This window comes from Pseudomonas sp. GW822-FHT07A10 (genome assembly GCF_058798795.1).
Genome location: NZ_JBXAKV010000025.1, coordinates 1 through 20,857, shown reverse-complemented (window position 1 = coordinate 20,857; position 20,857 = coordinate 1). Strand labels below are relative to the sequence as shown.

Annotated in this window: 20 protein-coding genes; 13 read left to right on the top strand and 7 right to left on the bottom strand. The window is 61.3% G+C overall.

What is annotated here, in order from left to right; all coding sequences use genetic code 11:
* Positions 1–150: 150 nt before the first annotated feature.
* Complete coding sequence (gene bkdR / locus AC1RL4_RS28130; protein ID WP_017339472.1) at positions 151–639, top strand: Bkd operon transcriptional regulator BkdR; 489 nt, start codon at positions 151–153, stop codon at positions 637–639.
* Positions 640–707: 68 nt separating this feature from the next.
* Here the strand turns inward: bkdR and AC1RL4_RS28125 are convergent, their stop codons facing one another.
* A complete protein-coding gene (locus tag AC1RL4_RS28125; protein WP_230172473.1) occupies positions 708–1,571 on the bottom strand; it encodes an MBL fold metallo-hydrolase in 864 nt (287 codons plus the stop codon).
* Positions 1,572–1,674: 103 nt separating this feature from the next.
* On the opposite strand from AC1RL4_RS28125, the gene AC1RL4_RS28120 reads away from it, so the two are divergent.
* The 5 genes from AC1RL4_RS28120 (at position 1,675) to nahK (ending at position 8,311) form a co-directional block, all read left to right on the top strand.
* Complete coding sequence (locus tag AC1RL4_RS28120) at positions 1,675–2,010, top strand: ArsR/SmtB family transcription factor (RefSeq protein WP_026331709.1); 336 nt, start codon at positions 1,675–1,677, stop codon at positions 2,008–2,010.
* Positions 2,011–2,052: 42 nt separating this feature from the next.
* Positions 2,053–2,859, top strand: a complete 807-nt coding sequence (locus tag AC1RL4_RS28115; protein ID WP_028940249.1) for a sulfite exporter TauE/SafE family protein — start codon at positions 2,053–2,055, stop codon at positions 2,857–2,859.
* Between the two features lie 208 nt (positions 2,860–3,067).
* A complete protein-coding gene (locus AC1RL4_RS28110) occupies positions 3,068–4,252 on the top strand; it encodes a porin (protein ID WP_230172475.1) in 1,185 nt (394 codons plus the stop codon).
* A gap of 332 nt (positions 4,253–4,584) precedes the next feature.
* Positions 4,585–5,748, top strand: coding sequence for a nitric oxide-sensing protein NosP (gene nosP, locus AC1RL4_RS28105; RefSeq protein WP_096480056.1), 1,164 nt, complete (start codon positions 4,585–4,587; stop codon positions 5,746–5,748).
* Positions 5,717–8,311, top strand: a complete 2,595-nt coding sequence (gene nahK / locus AC1RL4_RS28100) for a hybrid sensor histidine kinase/response regulator NahK/ErcS' (protein ID WP_230172707.1) — start codon at positions 5,717–5,719, stop codon at positions 8,309–8,311. The genes nosP and nahK overlap by 32 nt, the downstream gene beginning before the upstream one ends.
* 63 nt (positions 8,312–8,374) lie before the next feature.
* Here nahK and AC1RL4_RS28095 read toward each other — a convergent pair whose 3' ends face one another.
* The 6 genes from AC1RL4_RS28095 to AC1RL4_RS28070 all read right to left on the bottom strand — a co-directional run bounded on the left by AC1RL4_RS28095 (position 8,375) and on the right by AC1RL4_RS28070 (position 13,506).
* Positions 8,375–9,040, bottom strand: coding sequence for a response regulator transcription factor (locus AC1RL4_RS28095; RefSeq protein ID WP_230172477.1), 666 nt, complete (start codon positions 9,038–9,040; stop codon positions 8,375–8,377).
* Positions 9,041–9,096: 56 nt separating this feature from the next.
* Positions 9,097–9,654: a PQQ-dependent catabolism-associated CXXCW motif protein gene (locus AC1RL4_RS28090; RefSeq protein WP_230172480.1), complete on the bottom strand. Its 558-nt coding sequence runs from the start codon at positions 9,652–9,654 to the stop codon at positions 9,097–9,099.
* 146 nt (positions 9,655–9,800) lie between these two features.
* On the bottom strand, positions 9,801–10,592 hold the full coding sequence (locus AC1RL4_RS28085) for an ABC transporter permease (RefSeq protein WP_230172481.1): 792 nt from the start codon (positions 10,590–10,592) through the stop codon (positions 9,801–9,803).
* Complete coding sequence (locus AC1RL4_RS28080) at positions 10,589–11,332, bottom strand: ATP-binding cassette domain-containing protein (protein WP_230172485.1); 744 nt, start codon at positions 11,330–11,332, stop codon at positions 10,589–10,591. Before AC1RL4_RS28080 ends, AC1RL4_RS28085 begins: the two co-directional genes overlap by 4 nt.
* Positions 11,329–12,288 (bottom strand): YVTN family beta-propeller repeat protein, encoded by a 960-nt coding sequence (locus AC1RL4_RS28075; RefSeq protein ID WP_230172487.1) that lies wholly within the window; start codon positions 12,286–12,288, stop codon positions 11,329–11,331. Before AC1RL4_RS28075 ends, AC1RL4_RS28080 begins: the two co-directional genes overlap by 4 nt.
* A 33-nt stretch (positions 12,289–12,321) precedes the next feature.
* On the bottom strand, positions 12,322–13,506 hold the full coding sequence (locus tag AC1RL4_RS28070) for an ABC transporter substrate-binding protein (protein ID WP_230172489.1): 1,185 nt from the start codon (positions 13,504–13,506) through the stop codon (positions 12,322–12,324).
* A gap of 160 nt (positions 13,507–13,666) precedes the next feature.
* Between AC1RL4_RS28070 and AC1RL4_RS28065 the strand changes: the two genes are divergently transcribed.
* The 7 genes from AC1RL4_RS28065 to exaC all read left to right on the top strand — a co-directional run bounded on the left by AC1RL4_RS28065 (position 13,667) and on the right by exaC (position 20,757).
* Positions 13,667–13,795 (top strand): hypothetical protein, encoded by a 129-nt coding sequence (locus AC1RL4_RS28065; protein WP_493120627.1) that lies wholly within the window; start codon positions 13,667–13,669, stop codon positions 13,793–13,795.
* A 103-nt stretch (positions 13,796–13,898) separates the two neighbouring features.
* Entirely contained in the window at positions 13,899–14,357 is a 459-nt protein-coding gene (pedF, locus tag AC1RL4_RS28060) for a cytochrome c-550 PedF (RefSeq protein ID WP_105345547.1), read from the top strand.
* A 3-nt stretch (positions 14,358–14,360) separates the two neighbouring features.
* A complete protein-coding gene (locus AC1RL4_RS28055; RefSeq protein WP_230172490.1) occupies positions 14,361–15,239 on the top strand; it encodes a substrate-binding periplasmic protein in 879 nt (292 codons plus the stop codon).
* Positions 15,236–15,985 (top strand): quinoprotein dehydrogenase-associated SoxYZ-like carrier, encoded by a 750-nt coding sequence (locus tag AC1RL4_RS28050; RefSeq protein WP_086946233.1) that lies wholly within the window; start codon positions 15,236–15,238, stop codon positions 15,983–15,985. Before AC1RL4_RS28055 ends, AC1RL4_RS28050 begins: the two co-directional genes overlap by 4 nt.
* A 15-nt stretch (positions 15,986–16,000) precedes the next feature.
* Positions 16,001–16,939, top strand: coding sequence for a quinoprotein relay system zinc metallohydrolase 1 (locus AC1RL4_RS28045; RefSeq protein WP_230172492.1), 939 nt, complete (start codon positions 16,001–16,003; stop codon positions 16,937–16,939).
* A gap of 274 nt (positions 16,940–17,213) precedes the next feature.
* Positions 17,214–18,989 (top strand): PQQ-dependent methanol/ethanol family dehydrogenase, encoded by a 1,776-nt coding sequence (locus tag AC1RL4_RS28040; RefSeq protein WP_230172494.1) that lies wholly within the window; start codon positions 17,214–17,216, stop codon positions 18,987–18,989.
* A gap of 247 nt (positions 18,990–19,236) precedes the next feature.
* On the top strand, positions 19,237–20,757 hold the full coding sequence (exaC, locus tag AC1RL4_RS28035; RefSeq protein ID WP_230172496.1) for an acetaldehyde dehydrogenase ExaC: 1,521 nt from the start codon (positions 19,237–19,239) through the stop codon (positions 20,755–20,757).
* Positions 20,758–20,857 lie beyond the last annotated feature (100 nt).

Genomic DNA, 20,857 nt, shown 5'->3' with positions numbered 1-20,857 from the left:
GAGCTGGCAGTCATTCTTCGGTAAAAGAATTCTTGTCCTACAACAATCATAGGCCGGGCCAAGAAGAATATTTCTCTGTGTTTCGTTGCGCTGGAGGCCATTTGAGGATAAAAAATCTGCATAAACATAAAAAACAGGTGTTTTTGTCTCATGCGCAAACTGGACCGTACCGACATCGGCATTCTCAACAGCCTTCAGGAGAACGCGCGCATCACCAACGCCGACCTCGCGCGCTCGGTGAACCTGTCGCCCACGCCATGCTTCAATCGGGTCAAGGCGATGGAAGAATTAGGGTTGATTCGCGAGCAGGTGACGTTGCTGGATGCCGACTTGCTGGGGCTTCATGTGAATGTGTTCATTCACGTCAGCCTGGAGAAGCAGGTGGAAGAGGCATTGCAGCATTTCGAAGAGGCGATTTCGGATCGCCCGGAAGTGATGGAGTGCTATCTGATGGCCGGCGACCCGGACTATTTGATCCGTGTGTTGGTGCCGACCATCCAGTCGCTGGAGCGCTTCATGATGGACTTTCTGACCAAGGTGCCGGGGGTGGCGAACATTCGTTCGAGTTTTGCGCTCAAGCAAGTGCGCTACAAGACGGCGCTGCCGTTGCCGGCGAATGGTCTGACTCTGGCCAATTGAAGATCGCGGCTGTAGCGGCTGTAGCGGCCGTAGCAGCTGCCTCGCGGTGCTCGACAGCTGCTACGGGGCTAGAGTTGGTTCAGGGGGATCTTCAGGTAAGTGACGCCATTGTCTTCCGCGGGCGGCAAATTCCCCGCCCGCACATTCACTTGAATCGCCGGCAGCAACAGCGTCGGCATGCACAAACCGGCGTCACGCTGAGTGCGCATCGCGACGAAGGAGGCTTCGTCGACGCCGTCGTGAATATGAATGTTGCTTTTGCGCTGCTCGCCAACCGTACTCTGGCATTGCGGGGCGCGGCCCTCGGGCGGGTAATCGTGGCAGACGAAGAGGCGCACGCTGGCGGGGAAGGCCAGCAGTTTGCGGATCGAGGCAAACATCTGATTGGCGTTGCCACCGGGGAAGTCGCAGCGCGCAGTGCCGACGTCCGGCATGAACAACGTGTCGCCCACCAGAATCACATCGCCGTCGATCAAATAAGCCATGTCTGCCGGAGTATGCCCTGGCACATGCAGGGCCGTGGCCTTGAGGTTGCCGATGCGGAATGACTCGTCCGGCGCGAACAGGTGATCGAACTGCGAACCGTCGACCCTGAACCCCGGTTCAAGATTGAACAGCGTCTTGAACACCCCCTGAACCTTGCTGATCGACTGACCAATCGCAATCTTGCCCCCCAGTTCCCGACGCAGATAAGGCGCGGCCGACAGGTGGTCGGCGTGGGCATGGGTTTCCAGCAGCCATTGCACCTGCAACTGGTGTTGGCGAACGAAGGCGATGATCTTGTCGGCCTGGACGGTCGAAGTGCGCCCGGCGGCGGCGTTGTAATCGAGCACCGGGTCGACAATCGCGCAGTACCCGCCATCGTGCTCGTAGATTACGTAGCTGTAGGTCGACGATGCAGGGTCGAGGAAGGCTTCAATCAGCGCAGACATGGGCAGGAACCTGTGGAAAGGGCAGGAGGAAAATAACCGGTTGCAACACTTTATGTTTAAACATAATGTCCGCAGCTTAAGTGACGTCGAAGGCATCCTGCAAATGCAATCCAGTCTGACCGAATGTGAAGTCGCCCAGCTCCGGGCCTCGGCCTCCAAGGCGTGCGCGCTGCTCAAGGCCCTGGCCAACGAGGACCGCTTACTGATTCTCTGCCAGCTGACCCAGGGCGAGCGCAACGTCGGCGAGCTGGAGAAAATGACCGGCGTGCGCCAGCCCACACTGTCCCAACAGCTGGGCATCCTGCGCGACGAGGGATTGGTCGCGACCCGTCGTGAAGGCAAGTACATATTCTATGGTTTAGCCAGTCACGAAGTGATTCAGGTGATGAAGACGCTGTCCGGGCTGTACTGCGGAGCGGTGCTGAAAAGCTGGGGCTGATCCCGGCGCCGTGTCGACAGGAACGACTGAAGAGAAAACTCTATGTTGTTGGCAAGTTTTTTTGGTCTGGTCATGGGCCTGGTGCTCGGCTTGACCGGAGCCGGTGGCGGTATTCTTGCGGTGCCGGCCTTGGTACTCGGGCTGGGTCTGAGCATGACCCAAGCGGCGCCCGTCGCCTTGTTCGCGGTGGGCAGTGCGGCGGCGGTTGGTGCGATCGACGGTTTGCGCCATGGCCTGGTGCGCTATCGCGCGGCGTTGTTGATTGCTTTGCTCGGCGCGGTGTTTTCGCCGGTGGGCATCTACTTCGCCCATCAGTTACCGGAAAAGATCCTGATGATTCTGTTCAGCCTGCTGATGGTCATGGTGGCCTGGCGGATGCTGCGCCCGGAAAAGCTCGACGCCGGCCCGAGCGATCACGGCCACGCCAACTGGGGCCAGAAAAACTGCATGCTCGATCAGCAGACCGGGCGTTTTTCCTGGACCGCCAAATGCACCGCGACCCTTGCCGCGCTCGGCGCGGTCACCGGCGTCGTCTCGGGGTTGCTCGGGGTCGGTGGCGGTTTTCTGATAGTGCCTGCGTTCAAGCAACTGACCGATGTACAGATGCGCGGGATCGTCGCCACGTCGTTGATGGTGATCAGCCTGATCTCGATCATCGGGGTGATTGGCGCGTTTCACGCCGGGGTGCGGATCGATGGTTTGGGCGTGTCGTTCATTGTCGCCAGCATCGTCGGGATGATCCTTGGCCGAAAACTCTGCGCGCGGGTGCCGGCCCGAGGGTTGCAGATCGGCTTTGCCAGCGTCTGCGTGGTGGTAGCCGTTTACATGCTGTTTAGAGCGCTCGCCTAGCGCGCACCGGTTCCTGTGGACGCCTGTGTGGCCCGCAGGCTTACACCCTAAGTTCCGGGCCTGGCCGACGGGCGGTCTTACGCCGAATTTGCCGCGCGCTACCGGCCAGCCCAAAGCACCTGACAACCGCCCCCAAGGCAGCGTATGACGCCGCCTGTCCGCTTTCGATAATCGCCTCCGACATCAAGTCCCCGTAGCGGAGCGCGTCATGCACAACAATAAGAATTTCAAGCATCGTTTCTTGCCGGCTTTCATCGTTAGTCTGTCATCCCTGGGCCTGAGCTCGATGGCCCAGGCCGAGATCATGCTGTACGACAAGGACCAGACCACATTCTCCACCGATGGCTACATCAACGCCTTCTACGTCAACAGCAACGTGGACCGGGCCGGCGATCAGTACGACCGGCGCCAGGCGCGGGTGAAGATGGGCTTTTTACCTAACTATCTGGGTTTCAACATGGGCAAGCAGGTCGATGACCTCAAGCTCGGCGCCCGGGCCTCGTTCTGGGTGACCATCAACGACAGCGAAACCAACGGCACCGACACCGCCATCGACGTGCGGCAGTTCTACGGTACGGTGGCCAACCCGGAGTGGGGCGAGGTGCTGATCGGCAAGGATTTCGGCCTGTTTGCCCGCTCCAACATCCTGCTCGATGAACTGCTCGCCGGTTACGGTCAGGTCAGCGATACGTTGGGCCTGGTGGACGGCGGCGGGGTGTCGTTCGGCAATATCGGCAGCGGCTATCCGTACCCGTTCCCGACGTCGCAGATTACCTATCGCACCCCAATGATGGACGGCTTGCGGGTCGCGGTGGGGATCATGGACCCCGTCGATACCAACGACAGCAGCGCAACCGGCAAGGCCTACCAGAAGAACCCGCGTACCGAGAGCGAGATCACCTATCAGTTCGACCTCGGCGGAGCGAAGATTTACAGCTGGCTCAACGGCAGCTACCAGACCTCGGACAACACCGACTCCAACGTCGAGTCCGTCACCTCCAAAGGTGTCGGTTACGGTGTGCAGGCGAAGATGGGCGGGCTGTCGCTGACCGGCTCCGGTTTCCAGGCCAAAGGCATTAACCCGTTCTTCACCAACAATGCCGGTGAACCGACTCTGCGTAATGTCGACAGCAACGGTTACCTGTTGCAGGGCTCCTACAAACTGGGCAAGAACCGCCTGGCCTTGTCTTACGGTAAGACCAAGGACGACGGTAACGGCGTGGTCGGCAGCGGCGCCGATTATGAGACTCGCGGCGTTGCGCTGTTCCATGACGTCAACGACAACCTCAAGCTGGTGGCCGAGTACAACCAGTTCGAAATCAACGGCCACGACACCAGCGCCCAGAATGAAAACACCGATACGTTTGCGGTGGGGGCGGTGTTGACCTGGTAGGGGCTGACTAACCACTCCTTGTGGCGAGAGCGCTTTCTGTGGAGAGGGGACTTGCCTGTGGCGAGGGAGCTTGCTGTGGCGAGGGGGCTTGCCCCCGTTGGGTCGCGAAGCGGCCCCGATTCTGGTCGCGCATCGGCCAGTTTCGGGGACTGCTGCGCAGTCCAACGGGGCGATGCGGTGTTCCGACAAGCCCCCTCGCCACAAAAGCTCCAGCCACGCAATCGTGCAAATCCCCCTCTCATCCCATCGAACCACCCACCCGCTACCCAAGTAGCATTCGTCACCACCCGCAGGCTTCGTACACTCGAGCCTCATACAGGCGAGGGGCGACGATGCAGCAGGTTCAGAGTGACGGTGTGGTCAGTGCCATGTCCCAGGCCATCGATGCCCAGCAAGCGGCGCAGGATCTGGCGCGACAACTCTTGCACCCGCATTTGGGCTTCGTGCTGTTCTTCTGTTCCGCCGAGTACGACTTGCAGGCGCTGGGCCAGGCGTTGCAACAGAGCTTCGGCGGCATTCGCCTGGTGGGCTGCACCAGTGCCGGCGAAATCACTCCTCAAGGTTATGGCCGTAGTTGCGTGACGGCCGTGGGTTTCGATCATCGACACTTTTCCATCTCCACCGAATTGATCGACGAGATGGAGCATTTCAGCCTGATCGATGCCCAGCAAATGGTCGAGCGCCTGGTCAGCGGTTGTCGCAGCAATACCCTGGCGCCGATCAAGGGCAACAGCTTTGCCCTGACCCTGCTCGATGGCTTGTCCAGTCGTGAAGAAATGGTGCTTGCTGCCTTGAGCGCGGCTTTGGGCGATATTCCGCATTTCGGCGGTTCGGCCGGCGACGACAATTACCTGACCCACACCCATGTTTATTTCGGCGGCGAGTTTCACAGCGGCGCGGCGGTGGTGGTGCTGGTCAATACCTGGCTGGACTTTGAAGTCTTCACCACCCACCACATCCTGCCCAGGGCCGAAAAACTGGTGGTCACCGCTGCCGACAGCACTTCGCGCCGGGTATTCGAGCTCAACGCCGAACCGGCCGCCGAGGAGTACGCCCGGCATATCGGCGTGGCGGTGGCCGACCTCGATTACCGGACCTTTGCCGCACACCCGTTGGCGGTGCGGATCAACGATCAGTATTACGTGCGGGCGATCCAGCAGGTTCATCCAGACCTGAGCCTGAGTTTCTACTGTGCGGTGGAAAACGGCATCGTCCTCACCGTCATGAAACCCGGCCCCATGCTGCCGAATCTGCAAGGCCTGTTCGAGGGCTTGCGCGAGCGTCTCGGGGACTTGTTGCTGACCATCGGCTGTGACTGTTTTCTCCGGCGCCTGGAACTGGAGGACGCCGGCAGTCTCGAGCAGATCGGCGCGTTTTTGCGGGACCAGCGGGTGATGGGTTTCAACACCTACGGAGAACAGTTCAATGGCATGCACATCAACCAGACCTTCACCGGGGTTGCCATTGCCCGAGGACGCGCCCCTGGACAGCGCTGACCTTCAGGCGCAAATCGCCAGCCTGCGGCACGAAAACCAAAAATTGCAGCGCATCAATGACGCGCTGATCGAACGCATCGAGTCCGGAATCACCCGGGGCAACGACCCGTATGCGGCGTTCCAGCATTCGGTGGTGCTGGCCGAACAGGTGCGTGAGCGCACCGACGCCCTGAACCAGGCCATGGCCGAACTCAAGGCTGGCAACCATTTGCTCAGCGAAGCGCGGCTACGGGCCGAAACCGCCCATCAACACTTGATCGACGCCATCGAAAGCATCTCCGACGCCTTTGTGCTGTTCGATGCCGAGCAGCGGATTGTGCTGTTCAACAGCCGTTTCAAGGCGTTTTGGGGTAACAGCCGGGTACGGATCAACGCGGGCATGCGCCTGAGTGAGGTCAAACGGTTGATGACTTCGACCGGGTTGTTCAGTGAAGAACCCCGGTCGCATGTCGACGAAAGCCTGCTCTATCGCCTGCACAATGGCCGTTGGCTGCAAGTTAGCGAGCGGCCGACCCAGGAAGGCGGGCGGGTGATCCTGTTCACCGACATTACCGACGTCAAACTCAGCGAAACCCTGCGCCGCGAGCAGGCCGTGGCGCAGAAGTCGCACCTGTTGCAACGGGCGGTCGACAACCTGTCCCAAGGGGTGGCGATGGTCAATGCCGAGGGCATTCTGGAACTGTGGAACCGGCGCTTCCTGGAACTCAGCGGCCTGGCTCCGGTGGCGGCCCATCGGCCGTTCGCCGAGGTGATCGCCGACAGTGAACTGAACCTGCTGACCCCGGCCAGTCGCGATGCCAACGGGCGGTACGTGCAGGAATGCGAGCAGCGCCTCTACGATGGCCGGGTCCTGGAAATCCGCACCCATCCGTTGCCCACCGGCGGCTTCGTCAACACCTTCACCGACATCACCGAACGCTATCAACACGCCGAAGCCCTCAGCGAAAGCGAGCGCTGGATTCGCTTGATCACCGACCATGTGCCGGCGCTGATCGCCTACCTGAATGCCGATCTGGTCTACGAATTCACCAACAAAGTCTATGAAGAATGGTACTGCTGGCCCCGGGGCGTGATGCTCGGGCAGAGCCTGCGCGAAGTGCACAGCGAGCAGCATTATCAGCGCCTCGAGGCGTATGTGGCCCGGGCCCTGGCCGGCGAGAGCGTGACGTTCGAGTTCGCCGAAACCAACATCAACAATCAGGAGCGCTACATGCTGCGCTCCTACGTACCCAATCGCCTGGCCAGCGGGGAAGTGGTGGGGATTTTCGTGTTAATCCGCGACATCACCGAACGCCGACGCACCGCCGAGGCGTTGCATCAGGCCTATCAGAACCTTGAGTTGCGGGTACGCGAACGCACCACCGAACTGACCACCCTCAATGACCAGCTATTGCGCGAAATCGACGAGCGCCGCCGCGTGGAATCACGCTTGCGCGAGGCCAAGCTCGAGGCCGAGCAGGCCAACCTGTCGAAGACCAAATTTCTCGCCGCCGTCAGCCATGACCTGCTGCAACCGCTCAACGCCGCGCGATTGTTTACCAGCGCGTTGCTGGAGCGCCGGGAACCGGTGGCCAACGAGAATCTGGTGCGCAATGTCAGCAATTCCCTGGAAGACGTGGAAAACCTGCTGGGCACGCTGGTGGATATTTCCAAACTGGATGCCGGGGTGATCAAGGCCGACATTGCGCCGTTCGCCCTCAGCGAATTGCTGGAAAACCTCGCCGCCGAATACACCCAAGTGGCCCGCAGTGAAGGCCTCGAGCTGCATTTCATCCCGTGTTCGGCGCTGGTGCGCAGCGACATTCAGTTGCTCGCGCGGATCCTGCGCAACCTGCTGAGCAACGCCATTCGCTATACCTACAGCGGGCGGGTGGTGCTCGGTTGCCGGCGGCATCACCAGCGGTTGACGATTGAAGTCTGGGACAGCGGCATGGGCATTGCCGAAAACCGCCTGGAGGAGATTTTCCAGGAGTTCAAACGCGGTGACGTGCAGCGCCCCGATCAGGATCGCGGCTTGGGGCTGGGCCTGGCGATCGTCGAGAAAATCGCGCGTATTCTCGGGCACCGGATTCACGTACGTTCATGGCCGGGCCAGGGCTCGATGTTTTCCGTCGAAGTGCCTTTGAGCGCCACGGCGCCGAAGGCGTTGCCGAGTATGTTGATGAGTGAACCGATGCTCGAGCGCCTGCGCGGTGCGCGGGTGTGGGTGCTGGACAACGACGCAGCGATTTGTGCCGGGATGCGCACCTTGCTCGAAGGTTGGGGCTGCCGGGTGGTCACGGCACTGTCGGAGGAGGATCTGGCGCGGCAAGTGGACAATTATCACGCCGAAGCCGACCTGTTGATCGCCGACTATCACCTGGATGACGAGCAGAACGGTGTCGACGCCGTGGCCCGCATCAACGCCCGTCGTGCCTCGGCGATCCCGGCGATGATGATCACCGCCAACTACAGCAATGAACTCAAACAGCAAATCCGCGAACTGGGCCACACCCTGATGCACAAACCGGTGCGGCCGATGAAGCTCAAGACGGCGATGAGTCATTTGCTCGGCAGGCCTTGAGCTTTCTGGTGTCTTCGCTGGCGCCATTGATCGTTCCCACGCTCTGCGTGGGAACGATCGAACTCAACGCCGAAGATACGACCCGAAATCAATATCCCCGGCACTCAATATCGCCTGCACCCGGTTGTGCACATTGAGTTTGCGCAAGATCGCCGAGACGTGGGCCTTGACCGTGGTTTCGGCGATTTCCAGGGTGTAGGCGATCTGTTTGTTCGATTCGCCCTTGGTCATGCGCTCAAGCACCAGCAACTGTTTGCGGGTCAGCGCCTGGAGCAGCTCCGGCGGGAAGCTCGGGGTCTCGCTCATGCGCCGGCTGGTGCCACTTTTTTGCGTGCGGATGATGTCTGGGGGCAGGTACACATTGCCATTGAGAATCTGCTGGATGGCCTCGGTCATCTGCACCCGTGGCGAGGACTTGGTGATGAATCCCACCGCGCCATAGGTGATGGCTTGCAGCACGATCTGCTTGTCCTGTTCGGCCGAGACGATCACCACGGGAATGGTCGGCGCCTCGTTGCGCAGGTTGATCAGGCCATTGAGGCCGTGCATGCCGGGCATGTTCAGGTCGAGCAGGATCAGGTCCAGGTCGTCGTGTTCCTGGGTCAGGGCCAGGGCGCTGTCGAGGTCGGCGGTTTCCATGACCTCGCTGCCGGGGAAACCGTCGCTGATGACGTTATGAATGGCTTCGCGAAACAGCGGGTGATCGTCGGCAATCAGAATTTTGTACATGGCCTTTCACCTCATTATTTTTTTCAGGGTGTGGCAACAACACGCAAGTGCTCAAGTCAGGGAAAAGGCTCGGGCTTCGCCTGCGTCACGGGCAGATTCGCCGCTTGCCAGGCATCCAGTCCGTCGCGGTACCAATACAGTGTTTTATAGCCCATGGAAGCAGCGCGTTTTACCGCGTTCCAGCTCAACCAGCAATCGGAGCGGCAGTAAAAGACCAACGGTTGCGCGGGATCGCCAGCGGTCAATGTGTTCAGGTTACGCGCAAAATAGTCTTGCCAGTCGGGCGTCAGATCGCCGTCACCGGTATTGGCCAGCCAATGGCTACCGGGCAGGTTTTCGTGGGGCTGGTCTTCGATGAAACGGCCCTGTAGCCATTGTCGGCGGTAGACGTCGATCAGCACTGGCCGGGGCGTCTGCTTGAGCAGGCTCTGCAGGGCGGGCGTGTCGATGATGCTCGCGCCCTGGAGCTGAGTCGGGGTCGGGCTGCGGTACAGGCCGATGCGATAGCCGTCGGCGGAGAACAGCGCTGTTTCGGCCTGCGCGGTGCCCAGCAACAAGCTCAGCGACAGCGCAGCGAGAGAAGGGCGCAACAGAACACGTCGGGCACGCGGCATAGGGGTCAGTCCTTATAGTTATGAACCCATTACATGCCAGTAGCGATGCGTTGTGAATGCGACGATAGACAGGTAAACCAGTACCAAAGTAGTAATTTTGTCCTGTTGATCGTTCCCACGCTCTGCGTGAGAACGTTCCGGAGTAGTCAGCCGGTTTTGCGCAAGGCCGCATGTTGCGGGTTGAAGGTGAGCACGGCGAGCAGGGCGAACACCAGCGTCAGCCCCGCGCACACCGCCAGCGCCAAGGGGTTGAAGCGTTCGTACAGCGCGAACCGCACCAGTTCCACCGCATGGGTGAACGGGTTCAAGGCGCACAGCCAATACAGCCACTCGCTGGACTCGCGCATTTTCCACAGCGGATACAGCGCCGACGACAGGAAAAACAGCGGGAAGATCACGAAATTCATCACCCCGGCAAAGTTCTCCAGTTGGCGGATGGCGTTGGACAGCAACAGGCCCAGCGCACTGAGCATCAACGCCACCAGCAGCAACCCCGGCAGCGCCAGCAACAGGCCCATGGCCGGCGGTTGCACGCCGTACAGCCAGGCAATCGCGAGGAAGGTGTACACCTGCAACAACGAAATCAGCGACGTCGCCAGTAATTTGCTGCACAGCAGAAAGGTCCGGGGCAGGGGGCTGGTCAGCAGCACGCGCATGCTGCCCATCTCCCGGTCATACACCATCGACAGCGAACCTTGCATGCCGTTGAACAGCAGGATCATGCAGGCAAGGCCGGGGATGATGTAAACCTCATAGGGAATGTAGGTGTCGTAGGGCTCGATGATGGCGATGCCCAGTGCCGCGCGGAATCCAGCGGCGAACACCAGCAGCCACAACAACGGCCGCACCAGCGCACTGAGAAACCGCGTGCGCTGCAACACGAAGCGCAGCCATTCGCGCAGCACGATACCGCTGAAACATTGCCAGTAAGCGTTCATCTGCTGACTGCTCCTGAAGGGGTCGAGGTGGTCAGGCGAGCGAAGGCCGAATCGAGGTCGCCGCCATGTTCCAGGCTCAGCGCATCAGCTTGTCCGCTGGCGACCAAACGGCCTTGATGCAGGATCAGCAAGTCGTCGCTGAGCTGCACTTCATCCAGCAAATGAGTGGTCCAGAGCACGCTGATGGTTTGCTCGCGGCACAGGCTGCGGATGTGCTGATTGAGCGCCAGGCGACTGGCCGGGTCGAGGCCGACGCTGGCCTCGTCAAGCAACAACAGGCGTGGTTCGTGCAGCAACGCGCGGGCGATTTCCACCCGCCGGCGATGGCCGCCATTGAGTTCGCGGACCCGCTCGCGACGGCGCTCGGTCAGGGCCTGACGCGCCAGCTCAGCGTCGACCCGCAGCCCGGTCTGGCGTCGGGACAGACCATGCAGCGCGGCGTGATAACGCAGGTTCTGCTCGACGCTGAGATCCAGATCCAGCGTGCTTTGCTGAAACACCACCCCTAATTGCTTGAGCGCCGGGCGTGCCGCGTCGCGCAACGAGCATCCGCCGACGCGGATATCACCGCGTTGCAGATCATAGAGGCGGGTGAGCAGGGCGATCAGGGTGGATTTGCCCGCGCCATTGGGCCCAAGCAGCGCCGCAAAACGCCCGGGTGCCAGGCTGAAACTCACCTGACGCAAGGCCTCGCGCGGGCCGTAGGCGAAACTCAGGTCGCTGACCTCGAGGGCGTTCATGGCGTCACCACCACGCCCCATGGATAGCGCCCGACCTTCACCGATTTGCTGACCTTGAGGGTGTCGACATCGATCACCGACACATCGCCACTGACGCCATTGGTGGCCAGTAATTGCCGTTGATCCGGGGTGAACGCCATCTGCCAGACCCGTCGCCCCACCAGCAGGTAATCAACGATTTCGAAGGTCTTGGCGTCGATCACCGCCACATGGTTGGCCGGGCCGAGAGCGACAAAGCCGTACTTGCCGTCGGCGCTGAGCTTGATGCCCACCGGCTGGACTTTGTCCGGGTGCACGCCTTTGATCTGGAAGCTCAGGGTCTTGAGGATCTTGCGGCTGGCGACATCGAGAATCGTCACCGTGCCGCCGATTTCCGCCGAGGCCCAGAGCTGCGTGCCATCGGGATTGAACTCGACGAAACGCGGTCGTTGATCCACCAGGGTGTTGTCGGCCAGGGTCTGGGTGCCGGTGTCGATCCAGTGCAGCATGTTGGTGGTTTCGCTGGTGTTCACCGCCCACTTGCCGTCGGGGCTGACGGCCATGCCTTCGGGCTCGACGCCGACGTTGATCTGCCCGAGCACCTTGGAGGTTTCGGTGTCGATCACCGTCACCAGCGCATCGTCTTCGTTGGAGACATACAACCAGCGATTGTTGGGGTGTAGGGCGAATTGTTCGGGGTCTTTGCCCGAGGGCAGTTCCTTGATGATCTTGCGCGTGGCGACGTCCATCACCTGGACCCGGTCCGAATCGCTGGCGCAGATGTACAGCAGCTTGTTGTCGTGGGACAGCAACAGGCCGCGCGGGCGCTGGCCGACGGGCAGGGTGTCGGTGACTTGCAGGGTCTGCATGTCGATCAGGCTCAGGCTGTTGTCCTTTTCGTTGGAGACCCAGGCAGTGCTGGCCGCCGCAGGCCCGGCGGCGAGCAGTAGAGCGCATGAAAGCAGGGTGCGGCGCATGGCAGATTCCTTATTGTTGTGGTGGTAGAGCTTTCAGGGAAAGCGGCAGCTGACCTCGGCTTTGTCGTAACCCAGGCTGTCCATTTCGTTGAAGGGGTGCAGGAAGCCGTCTTGCGGCGAAGTGCTGACCAGTGCCCGGGGTTGCACGATGGGGATCGGTTGGCGCAACTGACCGTTCCATGGCCGATAACTGAGCTTGCGACCCTTGAAGCCGTCCAGCGGCAATTGCTCGCTGATTTCAAGCGTACGGATCGCCATCGCATCGACCTGACGCAGTTTGCCCACCGCGCTGGCAATGCTTCGTACGGCCATCCACGCGGCGAAATCCCGATCGTTCATCCAGCGCCCGGCCAGGGCTTCGAAGCGTTTTTGCAACTGCGCGGCACCGTAGGTTTCCACGGTCTTGTGCCAGCCCACCGGGGTCAGGCCCTGGGTGCCGGCGACCGGCCGTGGGTACCAGGTCTGGTAGGGCACGTACTCGCCAAAGTCGCCGCGTTCATCGGCGACCAGCACCACGTCGTATTCGGCGGTCTGGGTGAACAGCGGCATGTCGGCCTGGGCGCTGCGGCGCTGGTCGTTATCGAAGCTCCAGGTTTTTTCCGCCACCAGTTGCAGGCCGAAGCGTTTCGCCGCCCGCCGCAGGGCGGCGGCATAGGCTTGATCGTCGGCGGTGGGGCCGACGATCAGCAGCGCCCGTTGCCATTTGCGCAGCACCAGAAATTGCGCCAGCGCATCGGCCAGCATCGCGCGGCTTGGCAGGCTGTGCAGCACGTTCGGCAGGCAGTCGGTAGTGCGCAGACTGTCATCGGGGCTGCCGGCATTGAACAGCAGGCTGTCGGGTAGCACGGCGCTGAGTCGGCGCAGGGTTTGCACCGGTGCATTCACCACAAACAGACGCAGGCCTTGTTCGTGTTGGGCTTTGGCCGCTTCGATCAGCGCCTCCGGATTGTCGACGTAGGCGCTGACCAGGCTGTAGCTGTGATTGAGGAAACGCCCGGTGCTGTTGCTGTCGATGATCGCCAGTTCCGCGCCCCGCAGGCCTGCATCGGTCGGTTCAGGAATAACGTTCGACAGCAATGGCCCGGGATCGGGGCGATACCCCAGATAGCCGATCCGCACCTGCAACGGTGCATCCGCCGCCTGACTCTGGGTCGCCAGCCCGGCGGCGCAGGCAATCGCCAGCAGGTAGATCAAGGCATAAGGGGCGAGCTGGCGCATAAGGCACTCCATCACAGGTAGCGCCAGCATAGGAACCCTGGACGGGTGGGGAAATATGCAGAAAGTACCGATGGGCCAGTACCAAGGTAGTAACTCACCCCGGGCGGCGCGGTTTTAGCATGGGTTACAACGGCCATCACTCAAGGGGGGGAGATTGACCATGCGAATTCTCAAGGCACTGCTCCTGCCGTTGTTGCTGATCCTGACCCTGATCGGCATCGACAAGCTTCACGGCGCGCGACCGGTATCGGGGGGGGCTGCGCCACAAGCGCTACTACCAAGGGAGTAGGCCGCGGCCACCAAAGCAGCATGGGGTTGCTGCAAAGTCGTTCCTAAGATGGCTGCCATAGCCTCTTCAAAGAGGTTTTGCGTGCAATCTTGAGGGCATAACAATGACAACAAAACGCAACGCCTTGCTCGTTGGACTACTGGCCGGCTTCATCAGCACAGGTTCCGTCTGGGCCCACGGCAACGTGGTACCCCAAGCCGTCGAAACCAAGGGACTGACCCCGATCAAGGATGCCGGTGTGCAGGTCGATGCCGATGGCTGGGCGGCGGTAAACCCCTATCGTTCCTCCCCGGAGCACGATAAAGCGTTGGAAATCGGTTCTTCGGCCTACAACCAGAACTGCGCGGCCTGTCATGGCCTGGAAGCCAAGTCCGGCGGCATCGCCCCTGACTTGCGCAAGCTCGACGTCGCCGAAGCCGGTGACGAGTGGTTCGTCGAACGGGTGCGCCATGGCGCGGTGCGTGATGGCCGGGTGTACATGCCGAAGATGGCCGACTACTTGAGTCAGGAAGCTTTGTGGGCGGTGCGCACCTACCTGGACAGCGTGCACGTCGAGGAGTGACCCATGCGCCTGCTCGCGGTGTTGATCAGCGCTGTGTGGTTGTGCTGCCAGACAGCGCAGGCACAGGTCCGAACCTATGACGAAATGATCGCCGCCGCCGAGCTGAAAGTCGCGGTCTACAAGGATTTCGCCCCCTACAGTTTCGAAGACGCCGGCCAGCCTCGCGGGGTCGATGTCGAATTGGCCGAGGCCCTGGCCAAGGCCATGGGGGTACGCCTGAGACTGATCTGGGCACCCGCCGGGGAGAAGCTCGACGACGACTTGCGCGATTACATCTGGCGGGCCAGTCAGTTGCACAATCAGCAACTGGCCGACCTGATGATGCGCGTGCCCTATGACCGCGATTACTCACAAAAACGCAATGAACTGGGCGAACTGGAAAACGGCCATGTGGTGATGTTCGGGCCGTACCAGACCGAACAATGGCAAGTGGCTTATGACCGTCGCCGGCTGGATTCGGTGGCCAGCGTCGCGGTGTTCCAGCAGCACCCGATCGGCGTCGAAGTCGACAGCGTGCCCTCGTTTTACCTGACCTCGGTGTTCAACGGCATGCTCGCCGCCAAGACCCACCATTACCCCGGTGTGCCCCAGGCGTTTGCCGCGATGAAGGTCGGTGAAGTCGACGCGGTGATGGCGATGCGCGGCGAGATCGACTGGCAGGTGCATCAGGCCGCCGACCCGCAAGTGGCGCTGGCGGAAAACGCCTACCCGAACATGGGCAAGCAACGCTGGGAGATCGGCATGGCGGTGCATGAAAGCAACCGGCAACTGGCCTATGCGGTGGAAGAGGCACTGGAGGCGTTGATTCGCGAGGGCACGGTCAAAAGCATTTATGCCCATTACGGCCTGCGCTATGACGTGCCTGAGATGTATCAACAATGAACTGGCGCGCGCGTTGGCTGTTGGCCTGCTGGTTGCCCTTGGCCGCTCAGGCGGTTGAGGTCGATCCGGTGCCGTCGGTGATGTGGGCGTTCTATCACAAGCAGATGCTTGGCGACGCACCGTTCGTGTTCGACGAGCGGGTCAAGCTGCTGGCACCGCCGTTCGCCGAAGACGCCCGGCAAGTGCCGTTGGAAATCGACGCTCGGGCGTTCAAGGGCGAAGTGGTGCGAATCCTTGCCTGGGCCGAACTCAACCCGCTGCCGAAAATCGTCGACTTCGAGCCTTTGACCGGTGTGCTGCCCTGGCTGTCGATCCGCATCCGCGTTGAACAGGCCACGCCATTGCGCGCGGCGGTGTTGACCCGCGACGGGCTGTGGCATGTCGGTTCGACCCTGATCGACGCAGCGGGCGGCGGTTGCACGGCGCCGAGCGTGGTGCGCACCCAGCCGGGCTGGGAAGAACACATCGGCGAAGTGCTCGGCGGTCGTTATCCCCGTGGTGAGTTCAGTCGCGTGCGTTTGCAAGTGGCGCATCCGATGGACAACGGCATGGTCAGCGGCATCCCGGAATTTTTCCTCAACCAGGCCGAGCTGCGGGACTCAGACGACCGGGTACTGGCGCGTCTGGAGCTGTTCCCGGCGGTCAGCGAAAACCCCAACCTGGCTTTCGACATCGAAGGTGCGGGGCAGACGCGCCTGATACTGCGCGACAACAGCGGCAATCAATTCGATGCGGCCATACCCTGACCCAAGGAGCGTGTGATGCGCTGGATGCTGTTGTTGTTCATCTGTGTGAGCCTGCCGTCCCTGGCCGATCCCGATTACGCCCTCAAGCCCCGGCAGATTGCCGAAGACACCTGGCTGCTGGAGGGCAGCACCGATAATTTCGCCAGGAACAACGGCGGCAACATCGTCAACACCGCGTTCATCGTCACCGGGCAAGGGGTGGTGGTAATCGACACCGGGCCATCGAAGCGCTACGGCGAGGCCCTGCGCAAAGCGATTGCCGCAACCACCGATAAACCAGTGATCCAGGTGTTGCTGACCCATCACCATCCCGACCATGTGCTGGGCAATCAGGCCTTCACCGACGTACCAATAGCTGCACTGGCCGGCACCACCGAGCTGTTGCATCAACAGGGTGATGCGATGGCCGAGAACATGTATCGACTGGTGGGCGACTGGATGCGCGGCACCGAAGTGGTGTTGCCGACGCAGACCCTGACGCCCGGCGTGCACAGTTTTGGGAACCACGATTTGCGCCTGCTGAGTCTGGGTGGGCACACCGGCGCGGATCTGGCTATTCTCGACCAGAAAACCGGCGTGCTGTTTGCCGGGGATCTGGTGTTTTATCAGCGGGCCTTGACCACGCCGAATAGCCCGGGGTTGTCGGTGTGGCTGGCGGATATCGCCACGCTTCAGGGGCTGCCGTGGACGCTGATTGTGCCCGGGCATGGGCCCGTGGCAACGGACAACAAACCGTTCGAGCAGATGCGCGATTACCTCTCATGGCTCGATCAACTGATGCGCGACGGTGCGGCGAACGGCAGCGACATGGCCGAGATGATCCGCAGTCCCATCCCCGAACGTTTCGCCGGGATCAACCTGAGCCGCTATGAACTGATCCGTAGCGTCAGCCATTTGTACCCGCGCTATGAGCGCGCGCAGATGAGCCGAGTCGATTCCGGCAAGGATCAGTAACTGATCGTTCCCACGCTCTGCGTGGGAATGCAGCCCGGGACGCTCCGCGTCCCTTCCAGAGCCGAACGCGGAGCGTCCGTTGAGGCATTCCCACGCGGAGCGTGGGAACGATCAATGGGAACGATCAATCCTGTGTTCATCTCCTCCGACCCGCTACCAAGGAACTAGAAATCTCCGCATTGCGGGCAATTGTTGCAAGGGCGGCGGCGCCCAAGAATCTGCACCAGACCGGGAAAATTTCCCGGGTATAACAAAAACCGCAGAGGTAGCCGTCATGACCCAACCCGCACGTCGCCAACCCTTCGTCTTGAGCGTGCTGCTCAGTGCCATGCTGTTGTCCGGCCAGGCAATGGCCGCAGTCTCCGATCAAGACATCCTCCAGGATCCGAAGAATCCGGAACAGGTCGTCACCAATGGCCTGGGCGTCCAGGGTCAGCGCTACAGCCCGCTGGACACCCTCAATGTCGACAACGTAAAAGACTTGCGCCCGGTCTGGGCCTTTTCGTTCGGCGGTGAAAAACAGCGCGGTCAGCAAGCGCAGCCGATGATCAAGGACGGCGTGATGTACATGACCGGTTCCTACTCACGGGTGTTCGCCGTGGATGCGCGCACCGGCCGCAAGCTTTGGCAATACGATGCGCGCCTGCCGGATGACATCCGTCCGTGCTGTGACGTGATCAACCGTGGCGTGGCGCTGTACGGCGACCTGGTGATCTTCGGCACCCTCGACGCCAAGCTCGTGGCCCTGAATAAAGACACCGGCAAAGTGGTATGGAGCAAGAAAGTCGCCGACCACAAGGAAGGCTACTCCATCAGCGCCGCGCCTCTGGTGATCAACGGCAAACTGATCACTGGCGTGGCGGGTGGCGAGTTCGGGGTGGTGGGCAAGATCGAAGCCTACGACCCGAAAAACGGTGATCTGCTGTGGACCCGGCCAACGGTCGAAGGCCACATGGGTTACGTCTACAAAGACGGCAAGGCCGTAGAGAACGGCATTTCCGGCGGCGAAGCGGGCAAGACCTGGCCGGGCGATCTGTGGAAAACCGGCGGCGCGGCGCCGTGGCTGGGCGGCTACTACGATCCGGAAACCAATCTGTTGCTGTTCGGCACCGGCAACCCGGCACCGTGGAACTCGCACCTGCGCCCTGGCGACAACCTTTATTCGTCCTCGCGCCTGGCGCTGAACCCGGACGACGGCACGATCAAATGGCATTTCCAGAGCACCCCGCACGATGGCTGGGACTATGACGGCGTGAACGAACTGGTGTCGTTCAACTACAACGAAGGCGGCAAGGAAATCAAAGCCGCAGCCACTGCGGACCGTAACGGTTTCTTCTACGTGCTGGATCGCACCAACGGCAAATTCATCCGCGGCTTCCCGTTCGTGGACAAGATCACCTGGGCCAGTGGCCTGGATAAAAACGGTCGGCCGATCTACAACGAAGACAGCCGTCCGGGTGCACCGGGCTCCGAGGCCAAAGGCAGTTCGGTGTTTGTAGCGCCGGCGTTCCTGGGGGCGAAAAACTGGATGCCGATGGCCTACAACCGCGACACCGGCCTGTTCTATGTGCCGTCCAACGAGTGGGGCATGGACATCTGGAACGAAGGCATCGCCTATAAAAAAGGCGCGGCGTTCCTCGGCGCCGGTTTCACCATCAAGCCATTGAATGAAGACTACATCGGCGTGCTGCGCGCCATCGACCCGAAAACCGGCAAGGAAGTCTGGCGCCACAAGAACTTCGCGCCGTTGTGGGGCGGGGTGCTGACCACCAAGGGCAACCTGGTATTCACCGGTACCCCTGAAGGCTTCCTGCAGGCGTTCAATGCCAAGACCGGCGAGAAAGTCTGGGAATTCCAGACCGGCTCCGGCGTGCTCGGCTCGCCCATCACCTGGGAAATGGACGGCGAACAATACGTATCGGTGCTCTCCGGCTGGGGCGGCGCGGTACCGCTGTGGGGCGGCGAAGTGGCCAAGCGCGTCAAGGACTTCAACCAGGGCGGCATGCTGTGGACCTTCAAGCTGCCGAAGGACCTGGTTGCCAAGCACTAACCCCAAGTCACCGCATAACCCCTGTGGGAGCGGGCTTGCTCGCGGAGAGGCCTTCACATTCAACATTGATGTTGTCTGATCCACCGCCTTCGCGAGCAAGCCCGCTCCCACATTGGGTTGTGTGACATCTACTACCAAATAACGAGAGTCCCCCTGCCAACGGCGCATTCGTCTGACAGGCGGGGCTCTCTACTATCGGTTCATCGCCTGTTGGCCTGACAGGCATCGACCCAGACAGAGGCCCATCATGATCTACGCACAACCCGGAACACCTGGCGCCATCGTTTCCTTCAAACCGCGCTACGGCAATTTCATCGGCGGCGAGTTCGTCGCCCCGGTCAATGGCGAGTACTTCACCAATACCTCACCGGTCACCGGTGAAGTGATCGCCGAATTCCCGCGCTCCAGCGCCGCCGACATCGACAAGGCTCTCGACGCCGCCCATGCCGCCGCTGATGCCTGGGGCAAAACCTCGGCGCAGGACCGCTCGCTGGTGCTGCTGAAAATCGCTGACTGCATCGAACAGAATCTGGAAATCCTCGCCGTCACCGAAACCTGGGACAACGGCAAGGCCGTGCGCGAAACCCTCAACGCTGACGTGCCGCTGGCCGCCGACCACTTCCGTTACTTCGCCGGTTGCATCCGCGCTCAAGAGGGCGGTGCCGCTGAAATCAACGAACTGACTACCGCCTATCATTTCCACGAACCACTGGGCGTGGTCGGGCAGATCATTCCGTGGAACTTCCCGCTGCTGATGGCCGCGTGGAAACTCGCCCCGGCCCTGGCTGCCGGCAACTGCATCGTGCTCAAACCCGCCGAGCAAACACCGCTGTCGATCATGGTGTTCGCCGAGCTGATCGCCGATTTGCTGCCAGCCGGCGTGCTGAACATCGTCCAGGGCTTCGGTCGCGAAGCCGGTGAAGCGCTGGCCACCAGCAAGCGCATCGCCAAGATCGCCTTCACCGGCTCCACCCCGGTGGGCGCGCACATCATGCATTGCGCTGCCGAGAACATCATTCCAAGCACCGTTGAGCTGGGCGGCAAGTCGCCGAACATCTTCTTCGAAGACATCATGAACGCCGAACCGCAGTTCATCGAAAAAGCCGCCGAAGGCCTGGTGCTGGCGTTCTTCAACCAAGGCGAAGTCTGCACCTGTCCGTCGCGGGCGCTGGTGCAGGAATCGATCTACGAGCCGTTCATGGCCGAGGTGATGAAGAAGATCGTCAAGATCAAGCGCGGCAACCCGCTGGACACCGAGACCATGGTCGGCGCCCAGGCGTCCGAGCAGCAATACGACAAGATCCTCTCGTACCTGAAAATCGCCCAGGAGGAGGGCGCCGAGCTGCTCACTGGCGGCGCGGCCGAGCGGCTGGAAGGCGACTTGTCCAGCGGCTATTACATCCAGCCGACGCTGCTCAAGGGCCACAACAAAATGCGCGTGTTCCAGGAAGAAATCTTCGGCCCGGTGGTGGGTGTCACCACCTTCAAGGACGAAGCCGAAGCCCTGGCGATTGCCAACGACAGCGAGTTCGGCCTCGGTGCCGGCCTGTGGACCCGCGACATCAACCGCGCCTACCGCATGGGCCGGGCGATCAAGGCCGGGCGCGTCTGGACCAACTGCTACCACCTGTACCCGGCCCACGCCGCGTTCGGTGGCTACAAGAAGTCCGGTGTCGGCCGTGAGAACCACAAGATGATGCTCGACCATTACCAACAGACCAAAAACCTGCTGGTGAGCTACGACATCAATCCGCTGGGGTTCTTCTGATCCGACCTGAAACCGGGTGATGGCCTTCGCGGGCAAGCCTCGCTCCTTGTATGTTGGCCGAACACCCGGCGAGAGCAGCTAAGCTCCTCGGTGTTGTCTC